16 protein-coding genes are annotated in these 23,151 nt (G+C 69.5%); 9 read left to right on the top strand and 7 right to left on the bottom strand.

Going from position 1 to position 23,151, the window contains the following annotated elements; translation table 11 throughout:
• Positions 1–43 precede the first annotated feature (43 nt).
• Entirely contained in the window at positions 44–943 is a 900-nt protein-coding gene (locus VF106_RS47770) for an Acg family FMN-binding oxidoreductase (protein ID WP_330846761.1), read from the bottom strand.
• 259 nt (positions 944–1,202) lie between these two features.
• Here VF106_RS47770 and VF106_RS47765 point away from each other — a divergent pair, with 259 nt between their 5' ends.
• The 3 genes from VF106_RS47765 to VF106_RS47755 are packed head-to-tail and all read left to right on the top strand — an operon-like array spanning position 1,203 to position 5,280.
• Positions 1,203–3,554 carry a phosphoketolase family protein gene (locus VF106_RS47765; RefSeq protein WP_330846769.1) on the top strand — a complete coding sequence of 784 codons (2,352 nt, stop codon included), beginning with the start codon at positions 1,203–1,205 and terminating at the stop codon, positions 3,552–3,554.
• On the top strand, positions 3,542–4,606 hold the full coding sequence (locus VF106_RS47760) for an acetate/propionate family kinase (protein WP_330846760.1): 1,065 nt from the start codon (positions 3,542–3,544) through the stop codon (positions 4,604–4,606). The genes VF106_RS47765 and VF106_RS47760 overlap by 13 nt, the downstream gene beginning before the upstream one ends.
• A 26-nt stretch (positions 4,607–4,632) precedes the next feature.
• Positions 4,633–5,280, top strand: a complete 648-nt coding sequence (locus VF106_RS47755) for a response regulator (protein ID WP_330846759.1) — start codon at positions 4,633–4,635, stop codon at positions 5,278–5,280.
• Positions 5,281–5,283: 3 nt separating this feature from the next.
• Here VF106_RS47755 and VF106_RS47750 read toward each other — a convergent pair whose 3' ends face one another.
• Positions 5,284–6,963 carry a GAF domain-containing sensor histidine kinase gene (locus VF106_RS47750; RefSeq protein ID WP_330846768.1) on the bottom strand — a complete coding sequence of 560 codons (1,680 nt, stop codon included), beginning with the start codon at positions 6,961–6,963 and terminating at the stop codon, positions 5,284–5,286.
• Between the two features lie 376 nt (positions 6,964–7,339).
• Here VF106_RS47750 and VF106_RS47745 point away from each other — a divergent pair, with 376 nt between their 5' ends.
• The gene (locus tag VF106_RS47745) at positions 7,340–7,492 is read left to right on the top strand and encodes a hypothetical protein (protein ID WP_330846758.1); all 153 of its coding nucleotides are present in this window, start codon (positions 7,340–7,342) and stop codon (positions 7,490–7,492) included.
• A gap of 310 nt (positions 7,493–7,802) precedes the next feature.
• Here the strand turns inward: VF106_RS47745 and VF106_RS47740 are convergent, their stop codons facing one another.
• Positions 7,803–10,226: an ATP-binding protein gene (locus VF106_RS47740; RefSeq protein WP_330846757.1), complete on the bottom strand. Its 2,424-nt coding sequence runs from the start codon at positions 10,224–10,226 to the stop codon at positions 7,803–7,805.
• Between the two features lie 185 nt (positions 10,227–10,411).
• On the opposite strand from VF106_RS47740, the gene VF106_RS47735 reads away from it, so the two are divergent.
• Complete coding sequence (locus VF106_RS47735) at positions 10,412–11,290, top strand: hypothetical protein (protein ID WP_330846756.1); 879 nt, start codon at positions 10,412–10,414, stop codon at positions 11,288–11,290.
• Between the two features lie 58 nt (positions 11,291–11,348).
• Here VF106_RS47735 and VF106_RS47730 read toward each other — a convergent pair whose 3' ends face one another.
• Genes VF106_RS47730 through VF106_RS47715 form a run of 4 tightly spaced genes read right to left on the bottom strand, consistent with a single transcriptional unit; the run spans position 11,349 to position 15,408 of the window.
• Positions 11,349–12,176, bottom strand: a complete 828-nt coding sequence (locus VF106_RS47730) for a carbohydrate ABC transporter permease (protein ID WP_330846755.1) — start codon at positions 12,174–12,176, stop codon at positions 11,349–11,351.
• Entirely contained in the window at positions 12,173–13,144 is a 972-nt protein-coding gene (locus tag VF106_RS47725; RefSeq protein ID WP_330846754.1) for a carbohydrate ABC transporter permease, read from the bottom strand. Before VF106_RS47725 ends, VF106_RS47730 begins: the two co-directional genes overlap by 4 nt.
• Positions 13,145–14,428: an extracellular solute-binding protein gene (locus VF106_RS47720; protein ID WP_330846753.1), complete on the bottom strand. Its 1,284-nt coding sequence runs from the start codon at positions 14,426–14,428 to the stop codon at positions 13,145–13,147.
• 8 nt (positions 14,429–14,436) lie between these two features.
• A complete protein-coding gene (locus tag VF106_RS47715) occupies positions 14,437–15,408 on the bottom strand; it encodes a PfkB family carbohydrate kinase (RefSeq protein ID WP_330846752.1) in 972 nt (323 codons plus the stop codon).
• 123 nt (positions 15,409–15,531) lie between these two features.
• On the opposite strand from VF106_RS47715, the gene VF106_RS47710 reads away from it, so the two are divergent.
• The 4 genes from VF106_RS47710 (at position 15,532) to VF106_RS47695 (ending at position 22,614) form a co-directional block, all read left to right on the top strand.
• A complete protein-coding gene (locus VF106_RS47710; protein WP_330846751.1) occupies positions 15,532–16,284 on the top strand; it encodes a DeoR/GlpR family DNA-binding transcription regulator in 753 nt (250 codons plus the stop codon).
• Positions 16,285–16,938: 654 nt separating this feature from the next.
• Positions 16,939–18,294: a 6-phospho-beta-glucosidase gene (locus VF106_RS47705; RefSeq protein WP_330846750.1), complete on the top strand. Its 1,356-nt coding sequence runs from the start codon at positions 16,939–16,941 to the stop codon at positions 18,292–18,294.
• Complete coding sequence (locus tag VF106_RS47700) at positions 18,287–21,385, top strand: alpha-mannosidase (protein WP_330846749.1); 3,099 nt, start codon at positions 18,287–18,289, stop codon at positions 21,383–21,385. The genes VF106_RS47705 and VF106_RS47700 overlap by 8 nt, the downstream gene beginning before the upstream one ends.
• The gene (locus VF106_RS47695) at positions 21,382–22,614 is read left to right on the top strand and encodes an alpha-L-fucosidase (protein ID WP_330846748.1); all 1,233 of its coding nucleotides are present in this window, start codon (positions 21,382–21,384) and stop codon (positions 22,612–22,614) included. Before VF106_RS47700 ends, VF106_RS47695 begins: the two co-directional genes overlap by 4 nt.
• Positions 22,615–23,151 lie beyond the last annotated feature (537 nt).

The following is a 23,151-nucleotide window of genomic DNA, read 5'->3' as shown; positions in this document are numbered from 1 at the left end:
GCTGGCGTCGTCCACCCCCACCGCGATCGCCACCGGGTGCTCTTCACACCTGGTGGCCGAACCGGAGCATCAGTTGCGGAAACCCGCTCAACGACAGGGCTTCCACCAATCCGGCGCGGACCTCGTGCAGCTGGAACGGCTGGGTCGACAGTGCGCCGGCGAGACCGGTGTCCACCGCGGCGAGCCAGATCTGCTCGGCTGCCGTGCCGGCGCGGACGTGGTCGAACGGTCCGTCGTCCGGGGTCTCGAGCAGCAGGATCAGCTCGCCGCGTAGCCGTCCGGTGAGGGTCGGAACGTCGGGGACCATCGTGGTGCGCCGAACCAGGCCTCCCCACGGCAGCGTCGAGGTGCGGCGGATGGCCGAGGACACGCCGGCTCCCGGCAGCGGGTCGCGCACGGGCGCGGTCCAGGCCGCCAGCTCGCGCTGGTAGGCATCGTCGGCGCGGAGCGCGAGCGCGGCGTGGTGGAGCAGTCGGGCAAGCGCCGGGGTCTCGTCGTCATACAGGCGGCGCACGCCGACGCCGTCGGTGTGGTGCGCGGTGAGCAGTTCCGCGCGCAGGGCGGCGGCCACTGGTCGCGCCGCGAACGGCCTGCGATGGCTGTGCCGGGCCACGATCGCACCGTGCCGCCGACGATCCACTGTAGACGGTTCGGCTCGGCCGGTGGTCGTCACGCGGGCGCCGTCGTGCCGCAGCGCGATCTGGGGTAGCCAACCGAGGATCCGCATGGCGAGCCGAACGTGTTCGAGCGCGGCGCCACAGGAGATGAGCCGGTCGCGGCCCAGCGGATCGTGGTGTGGCAGCGGCCGGTCGAGCCGCTCGTACAGCCTCACCTCGTGGTCCTCATGGAACTCCAGCACCCACGGCTGCGTGTTGTGGACCGAGGGTGCCGCCGCCGCGGCCGTGGCGACCAGGTTCTTCTCGTTGAGCGTCCACCCAGTCATGGCGTCCCTTTCTGCGACCCCGTGTCCAGCGTGGCCCGCCGGCGACCGCGGCGACAGCGTCCTCGTTCCCTTGTCGACAGGGTCTTTCGTCCCTGCCCGAACCGCGGAGGGACCAACGCACCGCCGAAAGGGGACCTTGGACTCCGGACCGGGCGACCGCCGGGCTCACAGAATCGAGCCGAACTGAATAGCCCTCGCCCGGGCTGGGCACCCGACACCCCGAGCGAGAACGACAGGGAGACGAACGGTGACCCAGACCATGACCGCCCCGCTCGACCAGGACGAACTGCGGGTGCTCGACGCGTACTGGCGGGCGGCGAACTACCTGTCCGTCGGCCAGATCTACCTGCTGGACAACCCGCTGCTGCGCGAGCCGTTGCGACGGGAGCACATCAAGCCGCGCCTGCTGGGCCACTGGGGCACCACGCCCGGCCTGAACTTCGTGTACGCCCACCTCAACCGGGTGATCCGGGCACGCGCGCTGAACATGATGTACGTGATCGGCCCAGGTCACGGCGGTCCGGCGCTGTTCGCGAACACCTGGCTGGAAGGCAGCTACTCGGAGTGTCACCCCGGCGTGTCGCGCGACGAGCAGGGCATGCGGGAGCTGTTCCGGCAGTTCTCCTTCCCCGGTGGCGTGCCCAGCCACGTCGCCCCGGAGGTCCCCGGCTCGATCCACGAGGGCGGCGAGTTGGGTTACTCCCTTGCGCACGCCTACGGCGCCGCGTTCGACAACCCGGACCTCGTCGTGGCCTGCGTGGTCGGGGACGGTGAGGCGGAGACCGGGCCGCTCGCGGCCAGCTGGCACGCCAACAAGTTCCTCGATCCCGCGCATGACGGCGCGGTGCTGCCGATCCTGCACCTCAACGGCTACAAGATCGCGAACCCGACAGTGCTGGCCCGTATCCCGGAAGAGGAGCTGGACGCGCTGCTCCGCGGCTACGGCTACGCGCCCCGCTACGTCAGCGGCGAGAACCCGGACCGGATGCACCAGGACATGGCGGCCGCCCTCGACGGCGCGCTCGACGAGATCGCCGCGATCCAGCTGCGGGCCAGGTCAGGGGATCGCCGGCGGCCCCGGTGGCCGGTGATCGTGCTGCGCTCGCCGAAGGGCTGGACCGGCCCGGCCGAAGTGGACGGTGTGCAGGTCACGGGCACGTGGCGGTCCCACCAGGTGCCGCTCGCCGCGGTACGCGACAACCCCGGGCACCTCGCCCAGCTCGAGGAATGGCTGCGGTCCTACCGCCCCGAGGAGCTGTTCGACTCCCGCGGCCGACCGCGGCCGGAGCTGTTGGCGCAGGCGCCGGACGGCGACCGCAGGATGGGCGCGAACCCGCACGCCAACGGCGGCCTGCTCCTGCGTCCGCTCGACCTGCCCGACTTCCGTTCCTACGCGGCCGAGGTCGGCAAGCACGGCGGCACGACGTCCGAGCCGACCCGCGTGCTCGGCCGGTTCCTGCGGGACGTGGTGGCGGGCAACATGACGAACTTCCGCCTGTTCGGCCCGGACGAGACCGCGTCCAACCGGCTCGACGCGGTGTACGAGGTGACGAACAAGCAGTGGCAGGGGGAAGTACTCCCGGTCGACGAGCATCTCGCGCCGGACGGCCGGGTGGTGGAGGTGCTGTCCGAACACCTGTGCCAGGGGTTCCTGGAGGGCTACCTGCTGACCGGCCGGCACGGCCTGTTCTCCTGCTACGAGGCCTTCATCCACATCATCGACTCGATGTTCAACCAGCACGCCAAATGGCTCAAGACCAGCAAGAGCCTGCCGTGGCGGCGGCCGGTCGCTTCGCTGAACTACCTGCTGACCTCCCACGTGTGGCGCCAGGACCACAACGGCTTCTCCCACCAGGACCCCGGCTTCGTCGACCACGTGATGAACAAGAAGGCCGAGGTCATCCGCGTCTACCTGCCACCGGACACCAACACCCTCCTGTCCGTGGCCGACCACTGCCTGCGCAGCCGTGACTACGTCAACGTCGTGGTCGCCGGCAAGAACGAGACACCCGACTGGTTGCCGATGGACGAGGCGGTCCTGCACGCCACCCGTGGCGCGGGCATCTGGGACTGGGCCGGGAACGAGAACGGCGGTGAACCGGACGTCGTGCTGGCCTGTGCCGGCGACGCGCCCACGCTGGAGGTCATGGCCGCCACCTCGATCCTCCGCGAGCAGCTGCCGGACCTGACCGTACGGGTGGTCAACGTGGTCGACCTGATGCGCCTGCAACCCGACACCGAACATCCCCACGGGATGAGCGATCCCGAGTTCGACGCGCTGTTCACCACCGACAAACCGGTGATCTTCGCCTACCACGGCTACCCGTGGCTGATCCACCGCCTCACCTACCGACGCGTCAACCACGACAACATCCACGTGCGCGGCTACAAGGAGGAAGGCACCACGACGACCCCGTTCGACATGCTGGTGCTCAACGACCTCGACCGGTTCCGGCTGGTCATCGACGTGCTGGACCGGGTGCCCGGTCTGGGTGCCCGCACCGCGCTGCTGCGCCAACAGATGCAGGACCTGCGGGCCCGCCACCGCCAGTGGACCCGCACGCATGGCGAGGACCTGCCCGAGGTCCGTGACTGGGCGTGGCCTTTCTGATGGCGCGGGTGCTGGTCGTGAACGCGGGCTCGTCCAGCCTCAAGCTGGCCCTGCTGGACGGCACGGACGAGGTCGTCGACGCGGTCACCCTCGACGACTGGTCCGGCGAGACCGAGGACATCAAGGGTTTCGCCGACCGGCTGGACCGGATCGACGCGGTCGGCCACCGCATCGTGCACGGCGGCAGCGAGTTCACCGGCCCGGTCCGGCTGGACCAGTCGGTGCGCGACCGGATCGCGGCGCTGGGCGAGCTGGCGCCACTGCACCAGCCACGCGGTGTCGCGGGCATCGACACGGTGAGCGCCGTCCTGCCCGACGTGCCGGCGGTCGCGTGCTTCGACACCACCTTCCACCACGACCTGCCCGACGCGGCGGCGACCTACGCCCTGCCGCGTGAGTGGAACGAGCGGTGGTCGTTGCGCCGCTACGGTTTCCACGGCCTGTCACACGCCAACATCGCGCGCCGGGTCGGCGAGGTGGTCGGCCAGGACCAGCGGATCGTCAGCTGCCATCTCGGCTCGGGCGCCTCGCTCGCCGCCATCCGCGGCGAGCGCTCGGTGGACACGACCATGGGGTTCACGCCGCTCGCCGGCCTCGTCATGGCCACTCGTTCGGGTGATCTCGACCCGGGGCTCGTGCTGTGGCTACTTGACCGGGTGGACGCCCGCGAGCTGTCCGACGTGCTGGAGCACCACAGTGGGCTGGCCGGGCTGACCGGTGGCAGCGGCGACCTCCGGGACGTCACGCCAGGCTCGCTGCCGTGGGAGGTGTACGTGCACCGGCTGCGGCGGGAGATCGCGGCCATGACGGCGGCACTCGGCGGGCTCGACGTGCTCGTCTTCACCGGCGGCGTCGGCGAGCACCAGCCCGCGGTGCGTGCCGCCGCGGCCGAGGGACTCGCGTTCCTCGGGGTCGGCATCACGGCCGACGCCAACGAAGCCGGTCACCTGGACATCACCGCTCCGGGCGCCGCCGTCCGCACCCTCGTCATCCCAGCCCGGGAGGACGTCGAGATCGCGCGTCAGGTCCGCGCCGCGTTGGGCATAACCTGAACCTCATCACGGATGAGGAGGCCCCGGTGACGGTTCGAGTTCTACTGGTGGACGATCACGAGATCGTGCGCAGGGGCATCGCCGACCTGATCAACACCACCGAGGACCTCGAGGTCGTCGGCGAGGCCTCCGGTGTCGCCGAGGCAATGGCCCGCGCACCACAGGTCACACCGGACGTGGCCGTGCTGGACGTGCGCATGCCCGACGGCAACGGCATCGAGCTGTGCCGCGACCTCAAGTCGATGATGCCCGACCTGAACTGCCTGATGCTCACCTCCTACGCCGACGACGAGGCCCTGTTCGACGCGATCATGGCCGGCGCGTCCGGGTTCGTGCTCAAACAGGTACTCGGGCTCGACCTGCTCAACGCCATCCGCACCGTCGGCGCCGGCGGCTCCCTGCTCGACCCCAAGACCACGGCCGCCCTGATGAACCGGATCCGCACGGCACGCGAGACCCAGGACCCCCTCAACAAACTCACCGAGCAGGAACGCGCCGTCTTCGATCTCATCGGCCAGGGCCTCACCAACCGCCAGATCGGCGAACAGCTCCACCTGGCCGAGAAGACCATCAAGAACTACGTGTCCCACCTGCTCAACAAGCTCGGTATGCAACGCCGCACCCAGGCCGCGGCCCTCGCCGCCGAGCTGCGGGCCCGCAAGCCGGGGCGGTGACCCTCACAGCGGCGGCAACGGAACCCGCCACACCAGGCGGGTGCCACTGGTTCCGTTCGGCGACACGGTCACCGAGCCGTCGCATTCCCTGGCCCGGCGTTCCAGGTTGAGCAGGCCGCTGCGGGCCACGTCCGGCGGCATGCCCACCCCGTTGTCGGTCACGCCGATGACCAGGTCGGTGCCCGCCTCGACGGTGACCACGATGTCGGTGGCGTGGGCGTGGCGCACCGCGTTGCTCACGCCTTCCCGCAACGCGGCGAGCGCGTGTTCGGCGATGTGGGGCGGCACGAGGGTGTCCACGGCGCCGGAGATCCGCACCGACGGCGACATCTCGGTGTTCGCGCTGGCCTCGGCCACCAGGTCCAGCATCTGCCGCCGCAGGCTGGAGGCGTTCTCCTCGCCGGCGGTGTGCAGATCGAAGATCGACGTGCGGATGTCCCGCATGGTCTCGTCCAACTCACCCACCACCCGGGTGACCCGGCCACGCGCCTCGGTGTCGCTGATCCGGCCCACGATGGCCTGCAGGCTCATCCCGGCCGCGAAGAGCCGTTGGATCACGTGGTCGTGCAGGTCACCGGCGATCCGGTCCCGGTCCGCGAGCAGGTCCAGCATGCGTTGCTGCCGCTGCTTGTCGGCCAGCTCCAACGCCAACGCCGCCTGCGCCGCGAACGACGCCAACATCGGCAGCTGCTCCTGCCCGAACTGATGCTCACCCTTGTTCCGCAACGCCAACAACACCCCGATGGCGCCGGTCGCCGACCCGAACGGCACCGCGTCCGCCGGCCCGAACTCACCGAACAGGTCCGCCTCCGCCCCGAGCACCTCCGCGAAGTCCGCGTACACCGTGGGCTGCCGGTCGGAGACGACCGGTGCGATCGCCGGAATCCGCGCAGAGACCCGCCTGCCCACCATCTCCTCGCCCCGCACCCCAGCGCCTGCCTCGACGCGCAGCGTGTCGCCCGGGTCGTCCGCGAGCAGGATCAACGCGGTCTCCGACCCGGACAACTCACAGGTGCGGCGGGCGATCAGCTCGAAGGCCTCCTCGCTCTCCGCGCCTCCCAACAGCAACGCGTTGACCTCGCCCGAGGCGTGCTGCCAGCGCTCCCGCAACCGCGCCTGCTCGAACAACCGCGCGTTCTCCACCGCCACACCCGCCGCGGCCGCCAACGCCTCCAACACCACGACGTCGTCGTCGTTGAACTCCGCCTCACCCTTCTTCTCGGTCAGATAGAGGTTGCCGAAGATCTCGTCACGGACACGTACCGGCGTGCCCAGAAAGCTCCGCATCGGCGGGTGGTTGGCCGGGAACCCGACCGAGGAAGGGTGCTCGGTGAGGTCCGGCAACCGGATGGGGTACGGGTGCTCGATCAGGTGACCGAGCAGGCCCTTGCCCTCCGGCAGGTGCCCCATCGCCGCCCGCGTCTCGTGATCGATACCGACGTAGACGAACTCCGACAGTCCCTCCTGATCACCCAGCACACCCAACGCACCGTAACGGGCATCCACCAACTCCACCGCGGTCTGCACGATCCGCTGCAACGTGCCAGCCAACTCCAGCCCGGCACCCACCGCGACGACCGCGTCCAGCAGACCCTGCAACCGGTCCCGCGTCTTCCCAATCTCGGCAAGCCGATCCTGCAACTCACCCAGCAGCTCGTCGAGCCGAAGACCAGCCAACGACACACCCACCGACGACCGTCGCGGTCTGGGACTGCCATCGGCGTCCGGCATGTCTAACCCCGCCTCTCGAACCGGTTCCCCGGTGCCACATGAACAGAGGTCAGCGTATCCGCCGCGGCCCCGAAACCTGGAGAAGGATCAGCCCTCCGGGCTAGTTCACACGACGACCATTGGTCACGGAGCGTGGCGGATTCGGTTCAGCCTGACTTGGCCGGGGACCGCACGCTGCCTGCCCTGACGTGCTTGTGCCTGTCGAGGACCGGTTCCCCACCGCGGCGCACCGGCGCGTCGTCGACGAGATGCTTGCCGAGTTGCGGGGCCAGCCCGGTAACGCACTCCCGCGCCGATCAAGGCTCACTACGCCGCACCATGGCGCCACGTGCTGGCGGTGCACCGCCGTGGCGATCCGGTGGAGGTCGGATGGGCAGCGGCGGTCATGACCAACGAACTGCTCCGCATCGTGTGGGCTGTCAACGACCTGCCGAACCCGCCCTCGACCTCGGCACTGTCCAGCGACACCTGGACGATCTGACTACTCCGCCGGGGGTCGCGAACCAGCTCCGGGCCTTTCTTCGCTCGTCGCCGAAGGACACTCTGCACGGCCAACTCGAACTGCTGGACGCGCTGGAATCGCCGACTGGGCCGCCCCACACCTTTGCCCCCCGGTACGAGTCCGAGCGAATGGGACTTTCGCTCGGACTCGAGGGTGCGCCCAGCACCCACCTCCGTCGAAAATGGAGTCATGACGAACTCCGGCATCCAGCAACACCTCAATGTTCAGCGCGACCGACCGCCAGCAGCGCACCGCCATCCACGCACAGCCGTGGCGGGCAGTCGGGGGATCACCTGCCGCGGTCGCTGGTCCGTACGACGGCTGGGCTTTCCTCGCTGCGAGCCAGTTTGGCGCGAATGGCGTCCACGTGCTCTGCCGGGCCCACCCGGTCGAGCAGCTCCACCGCGCGGCGCCAGTGGGCCCGTGCCGTGGGCAGATCGCCCGCGTCCGCCGCCACGTCGCCGAGGTGATCGAGCGTGAGGCCTTCCTCGGGTCGGTTGCCGGTCTCCCGGAACTCCTCGGCCGCCTGCTGGTAGAAGGTTCTGGCCTGCTCGTAGTCCCGCAGCTGGTGATACGCGTGGCCGAGACTGTCCAATGTGTCCGCCGTGCCGTCGCGGTCGCCCAGTTCCCGTTGCAGGTCGAGGGCCTGCTGACAGTAGTCGACCGCGTCGCGGTGCTGGCCCTGCTGGCTGAGGGTCCAACCGATGCTGTTGAGCGCCTTCGCCTGCCCGGCCGAATGGTCGGCGGCGCGGTAGCCGTCCAGCGCGAGCCGGGCGTGCCGCAACGCCATCGGGTGCTGGCCGAACTGGTCGAAGGCCTCGGCGAGGTTGAGCTGGGTGTGTGCCTGTCCGATCTGGTCGCCCAGGTCGGCGTACCGGTCCAGCGCCTGCCGGAGTTGGGCGAGTGCCGCGTCCTCGCGGTCCAGTCTCAGGTACACGCGGGCCAGGCCGCGGTGGGCGTAGGCCTGCTCTCGCCGGTCCCCGCTGCGCTGGGCGGCACGTAACGCGGCCTCCTCGGCGGACACCCAGTCGTGCCAGTAGCCGGCGCGGTACAGGTAGGCCGACAGCGTTCGTGCCAACCGGTGGATGTGTGCGTCGAAGCCGATGTCCTCCTGGGCCACCACGGCCATGAGTACACGGTGTTCGGCGGTGAACCACGCCAGCGCGTGCTCGGTGTCCGGCAGGTCCGCGGGTGTCGCGCCGTCCGCTGGTTCGGGTGGCTCGAGCACTGTTCGGTACGGGTCCAGCAGGTGGGCCGCGCGGTTCGCGGTGCGCAGGTAGTGGTCCAGCATCCGGTGCGTGGCAGCCTGACGTTCCTCGGCGCTGTCCTGCTCCTCGGCCAGCTCCCCCGCGTAGACGCGGAGCAGGTCGTGGCAGGCGAACCGGCCCGGCCGGTGTTCGGACAGCAGGTGCGCGTCGGCGAGCGCGCGCAGCTGTGCGCGCACCTCGCGGACCGGGACGCCGGCCAGGCTGGCCGCGGCTGGTGTGCCGATGTCCGGCCCCGGGTGGCGGCCCAGCAGCCGGAAGAGCCGGGCGGCGGCGGGGTCGAGGCCCCGGTAGGACCAGGAGAACACGGCTCGCACGTCGACCGTCCGGTCGCCGCCGGTGAACGCGTCGAGGCCGTGGGCGCTGGTCAGTTCCTCGGCCAGGTCGGTGAGGGAGAAGTCGGGGTGCGTGGCCGCCCGCGCGGCGACGATCGCCAGGACCAGGGGCAACCCGGCGCACGCGGCGACGATTCGGTCCACCGCTTCGGGTTCGGCCAGGACGCGCTGGGCTCCGACGCGGTCCGCGAGCATGGTGCGTGCCTCGGCCGGGGTGAGTACGTCCAGCCGCAGCGGGTGGGCGCCCTCCACCGCGACGAGGCTGGCGAGCCGGTCCCGGCTCGTCACCAGCGCGAGGCAGCCCGCCGAGCCGGGCAGCAGCGGCCGGACCTGTTCGGCGTCGCGGGCGTTGTCGAGCAGCACCAGCATCCGCTTGCCCGCGAGCAGGCTGCGGTACAGGCCGGTCTGCCCGTCGAGGGTCGCTGGGATCTCCTTTCCTGGCACGGCGAACGCGTCGAGGAGGCCACGCACGGCCTCGGCCGGGGTCAGCGGTGTGCCGGGGCCGTAGCCACGCAGGTTGACGTAGAGGTGCCCGTCCGGGAAACGGTCGGCTGCCGTGCGAGCCCAGAACACGGCGAGCGTGGTCTTGCCGATGCCGGCGGTTCCGCCGATCGCGGAGACCACCACCGTGCCGCCGGGTGCGGCGGTCCCGTCCGCGATCCGGTCCAGCACCGCCAGTTCCGCGTCCCGGCCGGCGAAGTCCCGTGGTGCCGCGGGCAGTTGTCGTGGCGCCACCGTGGCTTCCGGGGCGTGGCGGTCGAGCTCGGCCCGCGCGGACACGGCGAGCCGCCCGGCGGTGTGCGCGCTGTCCACCGCACGAAGCATCTTCAGGTGCGCGTTGGCCCACCGGCTCAGGTCGACCGCGCCCGGGGGCAAGGAGGTGCCGGACTGTTCGGCGTGCGTGGCACAGGCGGTCACGAACGACGTGACGAACTCCCATTCCGGCAAGGATCTGGCGTTGAGCTTGTCGCTGATCGTGCTGCGGGGCAACGGGTGCGACAGGTCCGCGGTCAACGCCGCGACCCGGTTGAGCGAGGGCTCTCCCGCCCGCCGCCGCAGCCTCTTCAGCTCGTCGACGAACCGGACGATCGCCGTACGTCCCGTATCGGTCATGGCCCCAGTGCCTTCCCGTCCGGGCCGGACCGATTCTCGGACAGCCCGGACACCGCGGCCAATTTACCCCCGGCACGCAGCGGTAATTGGGCGCGTTCCAAATTCATGTCCGGAATTCCGCCGTCCGGGCCGGGTGGCCAGCACAGTCAGCGCCGCGAGTTTCATCGAAAGACAGGAGTCACGGCATGAAACGAAGCAGGTTGTTACTGCTGGGGGCCACGCTGGCAGCCGGGTTGATCACGACCTCGGCCATCGCGTTGCCGGTGGCCCCCGCACACGCGGTGGCCAACCCCGAGGTCGAGTCCCGACAGTCCGCGAACAACACCCAGTCGGTCAAGGAACTCTCCGTCCCGTGCGACCAGGGCGAGTTCGCCTACGGCGGAGGCGGCTCCATCACTGGAGGCGGCGCGGGCAACGTCGCACTGCAGGCGGTCGTCCCGGTGGGCAACCCACCGACCGCGTTCCGGGTCCGGGCCGCCGCGCTCGGTGCGGTCACGGGGGCGTGGAACGTGACCGCGTGGGCGATCTGCGGGACATTCACCGCCGGCCTCCAGGTCGTCCCGGATTCCGACGGACCCAACACCGTGCGGAGTAAGGAAACGGACTCACGGTGTCCGACCGGCATGCAGATGTACGGCACCGGGTTCGAGATCAGCCCCAGCGGAAACGGCACCGTACTCGTCCACGACATCATCCCCGGCATCACGCTCGCCCCGAGGAGCGTCACGGTCCGGGCCACCGCCCGCCCCAACATGACGCCGAACTGGTCCATGGACGGCTTCGCCATCTGCGCCAACCCAGCGGCCACGAAGAGGATCGATCAGGCCCAACTCGTCCCAGGCTCCAACCCGTCGCGAAGCGTCAGCAAGGCCTGCGAGAACGGCAGCACCTTCGCGCACGGCCTGGGAGCACAGACATTCGGCTCGGACACCAACCTCGACGGCCGGCTCGCGCTGAGCTCCATGTTCCCACCGAGCAACCGCTCGGGCGGCGCCATCGCCGGCGAGAACGGCACCGTCAACGAGAACTGGCAGCTGCAGGTGTACGTCATCTGCTCGATCTGACCACCGCAGGGGCGGGGTAGGGCGTTCCGGGCCACGGCCCGGAACGCCTCCTTACTGTTCAGCCGCGGACGGCGCCCTTCACGGCGTCCGCGATGAAGTTGCGGGCGAACAGCACGAACATGATCACCAGCGGCAGCACGGCGAGCAGGCCACCGGCCATGATCATGCTGTAGTCGTTGCCGTAGGAGCGGTTCAGCTGCGACAGCGCCACCTGCAACGTCAGCCGGTCGGGGTTGACCAGCACGATCAGCGGCCACACGTAGTCGTTCCACGCCAGGATGAACGTGTAGATCCCCAGGAATGCCAGGCCCGGCCGGATCGTGGGCAACGCGACATGCCAGTACTGGCGGAAGAAGTTGCAGCCGTCCAGGCGCGCGGCGTCGAGCAGTTCGTCCGGCACCGCGTTCGAGATGTACTGGCGCATCCAGAAGATACCGAACGCGTTGGCCGCCGCCGGCACGATCAACGCCTGCAGCTCGCCGACCCAGCCGATCTTCGCCATGATCACGAACTGCGGGATCAGCGAGAGCTGTGCGGGCAGCATGAAGATGCCGATCAACAGTCCGAAGAGGACACGTCGGCCGGGGAAGTCGAACTTGGCGAAGGTGAAGGCGGCCAACGAGTCGAAGAACAGCACGAGCAGCGTGGTGACGGTCGCGACGACGATCGTGTTCCCCATCGCGGCGACGAAGTCGATGCGTTCGAAGACGTGCTGGAGGTTGGTGAAGAACTCACCGCCGATCGTCAACTTCGGCGGGTACTGGTAGATCGCGCTGGTGTTGTTGGTCGCCATGACGATCATCCAGTAGAACGGGAAGATCGACACCAGGACGCCGAGGAGCAGGATCACATGGAGCAGCACGCCACGTGTCCGCACGGACCTCATTTCTGCCTCCTCGCGACGATGCGCCAGTTGATGGCGACGAACAGCATGATCACGAGGAACACCAGCCAGGCGATCGCCGCGCCGTAGCCGAAGTTACGGTTGTCGAAGGCCTGATGGTAGAAGTACAGAACCATGGTCAGGCCTCCCTGGCCTGGGCCACCCGTGTTGGGGTTCAGCGTCGTGTTGGTGCCGAACAGCACCTGCGGCTCGGTGAAGGTCTGCATACCGCCGACGGTCGACACGATGACCGTGAACAGGATGATGGGGCGCAGCATCGGAATGGTGATGCGGAAGAAGATCTGGACTGGCCCCGCACCGTCCACTTTGGCCGCCTCGTACAGCTCGGTGGGGATCGTCTGCAGCCCGGCCAGATAGATGATCGCGTTGTAGCCGGTCCACTGCCACGTGATCACGGTCGCCACGGCGATCTTCATGCCGAGCGGTTCGGTCAGCCACGAGACCGTCGGCAGGCCGATACCGCGCAGGACCGCGTTCACCAGACCGAAGTTCTTGCTGAACACCGCGCCGAAGAAGATCGCCATCGCGACCAGGGACGTCACGTTCGGGATGAAGTACGCCACCCGGTAGAAGGCGGTGAACCGGATGGTCGAGTTCAGCATGGCCGCGATCACCAGCGCCATGAACAGCATCGGCACCGTCGAGATGAACCAGATGATGAACGTGTTCCGCATGGACAGCCAGAACGTGCCGTCCTCCATGAGGAAGCGGAACTGCTGCAGGCCGACGAACTGCATCTCGCCGAGGCCGTCCCACCGCTGGAAGGCGAGGAACAGCGAGAACAGGACCGGGAACAGCCCGAACACCCCGAAGATCACGTAGAACGGCGAGATCGCCAGGTACTGCGGCCAGTGCGCCAGGACGCGGCGGCGGCCGGCGGCCCGCCGAGGGGTGGCCTTGTCCACCTCCTCGGGTGGCCGCCGGACCGGGGTCATGCGCACCGCCGCCACTCAGCTCACCCCGACCCGCTCGGCGATCTTCTTGGCCTCGGCGACCGCGTCCGACCAGGCCTGGTCGGGGTCCTTGCCCTGAGACTCCACATTGGTCAGCTCGGTCTGGAACGGTGCGGAGATCTCCTGGTCGTGCGGGCTCTCGTACTGGACCGGGATCTCCTCGGCGGCCGGGCCGAGCACGTCGATCGTGACCTGGTCGGCGAAGAACGGGTCAGGGTTGGTCAGCGCGGACATCTTGTAGGTCGCCGGTGTCGACGGGAAGAGCGCGGAGTCCGTGAAGCCCCTGGCCTGGTTGTCCGGGCTGAGGATCCACTTGATGATCTCGAACGCCACGTCCGGCTTCTCGCACTCCTTGGTGATGGCGAGGAACGAGCCGCCGATGTTCGCGGTCCCGCCGGGCCCCTGCGCAACGCCCCACAGGCCGGTGGAGCTCGCCGCGGCCGTCTTGATGTCGATGGCCACCCATGCCGCACCGGTCAGGCTCGACAGGTTGCCGTTCGTCAGGCCCGCGTTCCAGTCCGGTGTGTTGGCCTGGGACTTCGCGTCGATGCCGAGCTTGATCGTCTGTGTGGCCAGGTCCCAGGCCTTGCGGATGTGGTCCTGGTCGGCGACGAACTTCTCGTTCTCGTCGACGTAGCGGGTATCGCCCTGGCCGACCGCGATGTTGAAGATCGCCCAGGCCTCGGAGACCATGAACGCGCCGGGGACCGCGCCCTTCAGCTGCGTGCCGGCCGTGAAGTAGTCCTCCCATGTGGACATCTGCGCCGTGACCTGGTCCGGTTCGGTGGGCAGCCCGGCCTTCTCGAACATGTCCCGCCGGTAGAACAGCGCGGTCGGCCCGATGTCGATCGGGAAGCCGATCATCTTGCCGTCCTTGGTCATCCCCTTCTTCCACTTCCACTCCAGATACTCGCCGGCGATCTTGTCCGCGCCGAGGTCGAGCAGGTTCTGGAAGCGGTCCGCCTGCGGGGTGAAGGAGGCGAAGTCCTCGCCCTTGATCCCGGTGATGTCCGGGATGAAGTCGCTGCCGCTGGCCATGGTGGTGACCAGCTTCTCCTTGAAGTTGCCGCCGATCTGCTGTGCCTTGAGGCTCACCTGGGTGAACTTCTTGGCGGCGTCGCCGACGACCTTCTCACTCAGTCCGTCGGTCCAGTACCACATGTCCATGGCATTGGCGCCGCCTCCCGAGCCACCGGACGTGGAGGTCGAGCACGCGGCGGCGGCGCCGGCGGCGATGCCGAACGTGCTGAGTTGGAGGAAACGTCGACGGGACAGTTCCATGGGGACTCCTACCCTTCGGGGATGACGCGATCGAGGAAGGCGTAGTCGCGCCGCAGGTCGGCGTCGGCGCGGGCCGTGTGCCACCACTGCGCGATGTCGGGCCAGCCGGGCGCCGCGGGTGCGCCGCCGAGCTTGCGTGCGGAAAGGCCGGCGGCCAGGTTGGCGAAACGCAGCCGTTCGGCGAGCGGCCAGCCGGCCAGTGTGGCCGCCACAAGGCTCGCGCCGAACACGTCGCCGGCGCCGGTCGGGTCGACGACCTCGACGTCGAGCCCGCTGACCGTGGCGGTCTCCCCCGTCGTGCCGTCCACGGCGATCGCGCCGGTGGCGCCGCACGTGACCACGGCCAGCGGCACGAGGTCGGCGAGCTTCGCGAGCGCGGCGCGGGGGCTGTCGGTGCGGGTGTAGCTCATGGCCTCGTAGGCGTTGGGCATGAACGCGTGGCACTGCGCGACCTGCTCCAGCAGCGCGGGTGACCACTCCTCGGACGGATCCCAGCCCACGTCGGCGAACACCAGACTTCCCGCGTTGCGTGCCTTGTCCAGCCACGCCGTCGGTTCCAGTCCGATGTGGACCACCGCGGCACGGCTGACCGGCGGCTCACCGATCAGCTCGTCCACATGGCATGGCGGCGCCTGGCCGTGGGTGACCAGCGCACGGTCGCCCGCGTAGGCGAGCGCGACGGTCACCGGGGTCGCCCAGCCGGGGAAGCGGCGCGACCGCGAGAGGTCGACGGACTCGTCGTCGGCCAGCACGTGCCAGCAGTAGTCGCCCGCGAAGTCCGCGCCGAACGCGGCGGCGAGCGAGGTGCGCAGACCCAGCCGGCTGAGCGCGACCGCGAAGTTGGCGATGCCACCAGGACCGGTGCCCATGCCGCCGGTCCACACCTCCACGCCGGGCGTTGGCGGGTGCTCGAAGTCGGTGAAGGCGAGGTCGAGGAAGAGCAGCCCGGAGAGGAAGACGTCGGTGTCCAAAGTGTCCATGCTGCTCCTTCCTACTGGGCCGCGCAGGGTTGCGCAAAATCGTGCGCCCTAGAGTCCGATTTTGCAATAGTCACGCTCAGATGAGCATGGCCATGCGCGTTCTTGACTGATACTGTCCGCATCATGTTTCCCGAAGGACGCCGTGAGTTGATCTTGCGCACGCTCCGCCGGGACGGCCCTGCCGCGGTGAGCTCCCTCGCCGAGCGGTTGGGCGTCAGCCAGGCGACCATTCGCCGCGACCTCGTCCAACTGGACAAGGAGGGCCGGCTCAGCCGTGTGCACGGCGGAGCGGTGGCCGCCGCGGACACCGACGACCCGTTCGCCGAAGTGGCGATGCAACGTGTCGAGGAGAAGGACTCGATCGCCAGCGCGGCCGCCGACCTGATCAGGGACGGCGAGGCGGTCCTGCTGGACATCGGGACCACAGCGCACCGTTTCGCGCGCACCCTGCACGGCCGCTCGCTGACCGTGATCACGAGCAACCTCATGGTCTACGAGGAGCTCAAGGACGACGCGGACATCCAGATCGTGCTGCTGGGCGGGATCGTCCGGCGCAGCTACCACTCACTGGTCGGCTTCCTGACCGAGGACAACCTGCGTCAGGTGCACGCCGACCGGCTGATCCTCGGCACGAGCGGCGTACGCCCGGACGGCCACGTGATGGACACGACCGCGGTCGAGGTGCCACTCAAACGCGCCATGATCGCCGCCGCCGACCAGGTGGTGCTGCTCGCCGACGCGAGCAAGTTCCCGGGCACGGGCATCGCGAAGGTCTGCGGCCCGGAGGACGTCGACGTGGTGGTCACCAACGGCCCGATCCACAGCGCAACCGGCGAAGCACTACGAGCAGCGGACGTCGAGGTGGTCGAAACATGAAACTCATGATCGCCACCCAGTACATACCCACCCCCCACCCGATCCCGGGGGGCGGCCCCGGTCCCATTCTACTGGGGGGCACCGACAGAACCGCTGGTCAGCGGGCCCTGTGGACAACTTTGTCCGACGAGTCCGAGCGAATGGGACAGTCGTGCACCGGGGCCGGTGTCCTGAAGGCCACCTTCAGGACGGATCCACCGATGATCTTGTCGCGATGTCGAACCTTGCGAGAGAGTTGCGGGCCTGGTCAGACACTTCGCGGGCGTCGGGCGCGCAGCGCCCGACGCGCACCCGCTGGGTCCCGAAAGACGCGTTCGGGGCATCGCCGATGTCTCGAAAGACGCGCTGATGACATTCAACGACCCGAAAGCGTCTTTCGGGACAGCGCCAGCGCGCGGAAACCGCCAGCGAAGCGGACTTCGCCCGCCGGATCCACAGAACCGCGCGCGGTCAGCACGATGCCCTTCGAGACGTTGAGCCCTGATCCACCGATGACTGCGCAAGTCGGGCCGGCTCCCGGATGTCCTGAAGGGCACCCTCGGGACGTTCAGCGTCGCCAGGGGCACCCTTGGAACAGCACAAACCCGCCGGGCGCTACGCGCCCAGCGGACTCCACCCGCGCGGCCGCCCCCAGGGCATGGAGGTGATCACGCCATGAGGCTCGTGATTCTGGGTGGCGGCGGGTTCCGGGTTCCGCTCGTCCATCAGGCGTTGCTGGCCGATCGCGAGCCGGGGCGGGTGACCGACCTGGTGTTGCACGACCTCGACGCCGGTCGGCTCGATGCGATCGGGCACGTCCTCGCCCAGCAGGCCGAGGACACTGTCGACCCGCCGCGCGTCACGATGACCACCGACCTCGACGAGGCGCTCACCGGCGCCACCTTCGTCTTCTCCGCCATCCGGGTCGGCGGGTTGGAGGGCCGGGTGGTCGACGAGCAGGTCGCGCTCGGTGAGGGCGTGCTCGGGCAGGAGACCGTCGGCGCGGGTGGGATCGCCTACGGTCTGCGCACGGTGCCCGTCGCGGTGCGGATCGCGCGGCGGGTGGCCGCGCTCGCGCCCGAGGCGTGGGTCATCAACTTCACCAACCCCGCCGGCATGGTGACCGAGGCGATGTCCCACCACCTCGGTGACCGGGTCATCGGCATCTGCGACTCCCCGGTCGGGCTCGGCAGGCGGGTCGCCCGCGCGCTCGGCGTCGACCCGGCCACGGCGTGGTTCGACTACGCCGGTCTCAACCACCTCGGGTGGCTGCGTGGGGTGCACGTGGGTGGGCGCGACCTGCTGCCTCGGCTGCTGGCCGACCCCGAGGCGCTGGTGTCCTTCGAGGAAGGCAAGTTGTTCGGCGCGGACTGGTTGCGCACGCTCGGCGCCATCCCCAACGAGTACCTGCACTACTACTACTTCACCCGCGACGCGGTCACCGCCGCCCGGGAGGCCCGGTACAGCCGCGGCGCGGTCCTGACCGAGCAGCAGCGCCGCTTCTACGAGTCGGTGCGCGCCGAGCCGAACAACGCGCTCGCGGCGTGGGAGTCCGCGCGGATCGAGCGTGAGGTCACCTACGGGGCGGAGAGCCGGGAGGCGGCGGGCGCAGGCGACCGGGACTCGGACGATCTCACCTCGGGTGGCTACGAGAAGGTGGCGCTCGCCATCATGCGGGCAATTGCCCACGACGAGCGGACCACGTTGATCCTCAACGTGCGCAACCGAACCACGCTGTCCATCTTGGACAGCGAAGCGGTGGTCGAGGTACCGTGCGTCGTCGACGCCGGCGGCGCGCGGCCCGTGGTGATCGACCAGCTCCCGGACTACGCGCAGTCACTCGTCTGCGGTATCAAAACGGTCGAGCGCGCCGTTATCGACGCCGCCGTCCACGCCGATCCGACGGCCGCGCTCAAAGCGCTGGCCCTGCACCCCCTCGTCGACTCGGTGACCGTCGCACGGCGGCTCCTCGACGGGTACCTGCGGAAGATCCCCGAGCTGGCTTACTTGAGGGAGAACAACCGTGCATGACGACAGACAGGTGGTGGAGGCCCGACTCAGACGGGCGCTGGACCAGCGGATCCGGCCGGCCCGGTACGCCGCGGCCGTGCCGCTCGACGTCGAGGTCTGGCACGTGCCGGACGAACCGGTGCCGGTGACCGAGGCGCTCGGCGCCGACTACGGGCCGTTCGAGGTCGGCATGGCGTGGGGGGCGCCGTGGTCGACGAGCTGGTTCCGGTTGACCGGCTCGGTGCCACGGGACTGGGCGGGTCGCCGGGTGGAGGCCGTCGTCGACCTCGGGTTCGTCGGTGACTGGCCGGGCAACCAGGCGGAAGGCCTCGTCTACGACCGCGAAGGCCGGCCGATCAAGGGAATCGCGCCGCTCAACCACTACGTCCCGGTCTCCGGTGAGGAGATCACGCTGCTGGTCGAGGCGGCGGCCAACCCGGACATCCTGGCGGGCGGCTTCGTGCCGACCCCGTTGGGGGACAAGACAACGGCGGGCAAGACGCCGCTGTACCGATTGGCACGCGCCGACCTCGCGGTGCTCGACGAGGAGGTCTGGCACCTCACGCTGGACATCGAGGTGCTCGCCGAGCTGATGTCCGAACTGGACGTGCACGACCCGAGGCGGCACGAGATCCTGCGCACGCTGGAACGCGCACTGGACACACTGGACATGCACGACGTGTCGGGCACCGCGACGGACGCCCGCAAGGTGCTCGCCCCTGCCCTGTCGCGGCCGGCGCACGCGAGCGCGCACACACTGCACGCGGTCGGGCACGCGCACATCGACAGCGCGTGGCTGTGGCCGGTCCGGGAGACGATCCGCAAGACCTCCAGGACCTTCGCCAACGTCACCGCGCTGGCCCGCGAGTATCCCGAGTTCGTGTTCGCCTGCTCGCAGGCCCAGCAGTACGCGTGGGTCAAGGAGCATCACCCGGAGGTCTTCGAGCGCATCACCGCCGCGGTGAAGGCCGGGCAGTGGGTGCCCGTCGGCGGCATGTGGGTCGAGTCCGACGCGAACCTGCCCGGTGGCGAGGCACTGGCCCGCCAACTGATCCACGGCAGCCGGTTCTTCGCCGACGAGTTCGGTGTGTCGTGCGACGGTGTGTGGCTGCCGGACTCCTTCGGCTACACCGCCGCGTTCCCGCAACTGGCCAAGCTGGCTGGGATGCGGTGGCTGTTGACGCAGAAGCTGTCGTGGAACCAGACGAACAAGCTGCCGCACCACACGTTCTGGTGGGAGGGCATCGACGGCACCCGGATCTTCACCCACTTCCCGCCCGTGGACACCTACACCGCCACGTTCGAGGGCAAGGAGCTGGCGCACGCGGTCCGCAACTACGCCGACAAGGGCCGCGGCACCCGGTCGCTGGTGCCGTTCGGATACGGCGACGGCGGCGGCGGTCCCACGCGGGAGATGATGGAGAAGGCTCGCCGGCTGCGTGACCTCGAGGGTTCGCCCAAGGTCGTGATCGAGCCACCCGACGCGTTCTTCCGTGCGGCGGAAGAGGAATACCCGGACGCCCCGGTCTGGTCCGGCGAGCTGTACCTGGAACTGCACCGCGCCACCTACACCACACAGGCCAGGACGAAGGCCGGCAACCGGCGCAGCGAGCACCTGCTGCGGGAGGCCGAGCTGTGGGCGGCGACCGCGACCGTCCACAGTGGTGTCGAGTACCCGTACGACGAGCTCGACCGGCTGTGGAAGATCGTGCTGCTGCAACAGTTCCACGACATCCTGCCCGGCAGCTCCATCGCCTGGGTCCACCGCGAGGCGGAAGAGAACTACGCACGGGTGCGCGACGGTCTGGAGCGGATCATCACCGCGTCCATGGCCGCGGTGGCGACCGCGCCCTCGGTGTGCAACGCGGGCCCGTTCCCCCGAGCCGAGGTGGTCGTGGTCCCCCGGGAACTCGCCACGCCGACGCAGGACGTGCAGAAGCTCGACACCGGCGACGTGGCGGTGTACGCGACGACGCCGGCCATGGGCATGGCGCCGCTGGGTCGCGGCACCGGGCATCTCGATGAGGTGCTGGTGAGCAGCCATTCGTTGGACAACGGCCTCGTGCGGGTGTTCCTCGACGACGACGGCCTGCTCATCTCGGTGCTCGACCTGACCACCGGCCGGGAGCTGCTGCCACCCGGCCACCGGGGAAACCTGTTGCAGCTGCACGACGACCTGCCGAACGAGTGGGACGCCTGGGACATCGACGCGCACTACCGCCGCCGGCACGTCGACCTGACCGCGGCCGACTCGATCACGGTGGTCGAGCCCGGCCCGCTGCTCGGCGGGATCAGGATCGAACGCTCCTTCGGCGACTCCCAGGTCACGCAGACGATCCGCCTGCGCGCGGGCAGCCGTCGCGTCGACTTCGTCACCGAGATCGACTGGCACGAGTCGGAGAAGATCCTGAAGGCGGCGTTCCCGGTGGACGTGCACGCCGACCGCAGTGCGGCGGAAATCCAGTTCGGGCACGTCTTCCGGCCGACGCACGCGAACACCAGCTGGGACGCGGCGAAGTTCGAGATCTATGCCCACCGGTGGCTGCACGTCGGCGAGCCGGGTTTCGGCGTGGCCGTGCTCAACGACTCGACCTACGGCCACGACGTCGGCCGCACGACGCGGTCGGACGGCGGCACGACCACCACGGTCCGGTTGAGCCTGGTCCGCGCCCCGCACTCCCCCGACCCGCACGCCGACCAGGGGCCACACCAGCTGACGTACGCGCTGCTGCCGTCGGCGACCGTCGCCGACGCGGTCGCGGAGGGCTACGCGCTCAACCTGCCGCTGCGAGTGACCACCGGCGCCGGGGGTGACGCGGGGCCACCCCCGGCGCTCGTGACCGTGGACAACCCGGCGGTCGTCGTCGAGGCGGTCAAGCTCGCGGACGACCGGTCCGGTGACGTCGTCGTCCGGCTCTACGAGTCGCTCGGTGGCCGGGCGGCGGCACGGGTGTGGCCCGGCTTCCCGTTCGCCACGGCACAGGTGGTCGATCTGCTGGAGCGACCGGTGCCGGCACCCGAGGTCATCGTGGGCGCGGCCGGCGAGATCCCGGTCGAGCTGCGCCCGTTCCAGGTACTGACGCTCCGCTTCTCGCGAGAGGCCCTGACATGACAACGTGGTTCACGTCGGCCCGGTTCGGGCTGTTCGTCCACTTCGGACTCTACTCGCTCGCCGCGCGGCACGAGTGGGTGAAGCAGCGGGAACGCCTGACCGACGACGAGTACCAGCGCTATTTCGACAACTTCCGTGCCGACCGTTTCGACCCGGCACAGTGGGCCCGCGACGCGAAAGCGGCCGGCATGCGGTACGCCGTGCTGACCACCAAACACCACGACGGGTTCTGCCTGTGGGACTCGGCGCTGACCAAGTACAAGTCCACCAACACGCCAGCGGGCCGGGACCTGGTGGCCGAGTTCGTGGCGGCGTTCCGCGCCGAGGGGCTGCGCGTCGGCCTGTACCACTCCCTTCTGGACTGGCACCACCCCGACTTCACCATCGACGGCTGGCATCCACAATGGACGGACAATGTGGACAACACCGGCCGAGACATGGACCGGTACGTCGAGTACCTGCACGGCCAGGTGCGGGAGCTGCTGACCGCACACCAACCGGACGTGCTGTGGCTGGACTTCTCCTACGCCGACGACCACCGGGTGACGGTCGGCAAGGGCAGCGCGGACTGGAAGGCGGAGGAGCTCGTCGCCATGGTGCGGTCGCTGAGCCCGCACACGCTGCTCAACGACCGCCTGGACCTCCCGGGCAGCGAGGACTTCGCCACCGCGGAGGAGGCCTCGCCGCACCACGGCCGGGGCGTGCCGTGGGAGGCGTGCCGCACGCTCAACGGTTCGTGGGGCTACGCACCGGAGTTCCAGCAGTGGCTGGACGCGGGCCAGATCGTCCGCGTTCTCGTCGACAGCGTGTCGAAGGACGGCAACCTGCTCCTCAACGTCGGCCCGGACGGTCGGGGCGCGTTCGAACCCCGGGCACGGGAACTGCTCGCCGCGATCGGTGAGTGGACGGCGCTCCACACCGACGCCATCCACGGCGCCTCCGGGGCCCCGGACCTCACTCCCCCTCCCGACTGCCGCCTCACCCGCGCGGGCGACCGCCTGTTCGTGCACGTCTTCAGCTGGCCGGCGGGCTCCCTCGTGTTCCCGGGCGTCTCGGCGAACTACGCGTCCTTCCTCCACGACGGCGCCGAGGTCCAACTGAGCACCGTCGACGAGGACGGCAACCTCCCGCACCTCCAGGCCGCCGGCCCACCGGGCGCGCTGGTGCTCCACCTCCCCACCCAACGCCCGAACGTCCTCGTACCGGTAATCGAACTAGCACTCAACTGAACAGCGAACGGACCGGCCGCGGCTGGCATCGTTTCGCGTTCATGATCAACGCCAACCCAGACCCGCGGTATGTGTGGGGGATGCCTGAGCCGTCACAGTCCTGTTTCTCCGGACGGGCGAGCAGGGTTGCGCCGCCCGCCGGGTGGCTGATGTCTCGAGGGTGCCCTTGAGGACGTTGAACGTCCCGAGGGTGCCCTTCAGGGCAGGACACTGGCTCGAACCGCCCGCGAAGCAGGCTTCGACCGTTCCGTGCCGAGAGACCGGCCAAACAACGTCCCCGAGGCGCGCGTCCCGAACGGCACGCTCAGGACAGCCCTCGCCCCCGAACGAGCCGTTCATGATCAACGCCAACACAGATGGTTGCGCAGGCATCCCCACCCATACCGCAGGGCTCCGTCAAAGTCCTGTTTCTCCGGATGGGCGAGCAGGGTTGTGCCGCCCGCCGGGTGGCTGATGTCCCGAGGGTGCCCTTCAACGCATCCGGAAACCGGCCACCGGCTCGAACCGCCCGCGAAGCGGACTTCGACCGTGCCATGC

Origin of the sequence: Actinophytocola sp., assembly GCF_036378875.1 — a bacterium.
In the GTDB taxonomy this organism is placed as follows: domain Bacteria; phylum Actinomycetota; class Actinomycetes; order Mycobacteriales; family Pseudonocardiaceae; genus Actinophytocola.
This window is presented reverse-complemented; position numbering and strand designations above follow the sequence as displayed.

Excerpts from the sequence above, each read along its gene's own strand:
- VF106_RS47770 (WP_330846761.1), bottom strand. The coding sequence starts at position 943 with ATGACTGGGTGGACGCTCAACGAGAAGAACCTGGTCGCCACGGCCGCG.
- VF106_RS47765 (WP_330846769.1), top strand. The coding sequence starts at position 1,203 with ATGACCGCCCCGCTCGACCAGGACGAACTGCGGGTGCTCGACGCGTAC.
- VF106_RS47740 (WP_330846757.1), bottom strand. The coding sequence starts at position 10,226 with ATGACCGATACGGGACGTACGGCGATCGTCCGGTTCGTCGACGAGCTG.
- VF106_RS47735 (WP_330846756.1), top strand. The coding sequence starts at position 10,412 with ATGAAACGAAGCAGGTTGTTACTGCTGGGGGCCACGCTGGCAGCCGGG.
- VF106_RS47730 (WP_330846755.1), bottom strand. The coding sequence starts at position 12,176 with ATGAGGTCCGTGCGGACACGTGGCGTGCTGCTCCATGTGATCCTGCTC.
- VF106_RS47720 (WP_330846753.1), bottom strand. The coding sequence starts at position 14,428 with ATGGAACTGTCCCGTCGACGTTTCCTCCAACTCAGCACGTTCGGCATC.
- VF106_RS47715 (WP_330846752.1), bottom strand. The coding sequence starts at position 15,408 with ATGGACACTTTGGACACCGACGTCTTCCTCTCCGGGCTGCTCTTCCTC.
- VF106_RS47710 (WP_330846751.1), top strand. The coding sequence starts at position 15,532 with ATGTTTCCCGAAGGACGCCGTGAGTTGATCTTGCGCACGCTCCGCCGG.
- VF106_RS47705 (WP_330846750.1), top strand. The coding sequence starts at position 16,939 with ATGAGGCTCGTGATTCTGGGTGGCGGCGGGTTCCGGGTTCCGCTCGTC.
- VF106_RS47695 (WP_330846748.1), top strand. The coding sequence starts at position 21,382 with ATGACAACGTGGTTCACGTCGGCCCGGTTCGGGCTGTTCGTCCACTTC.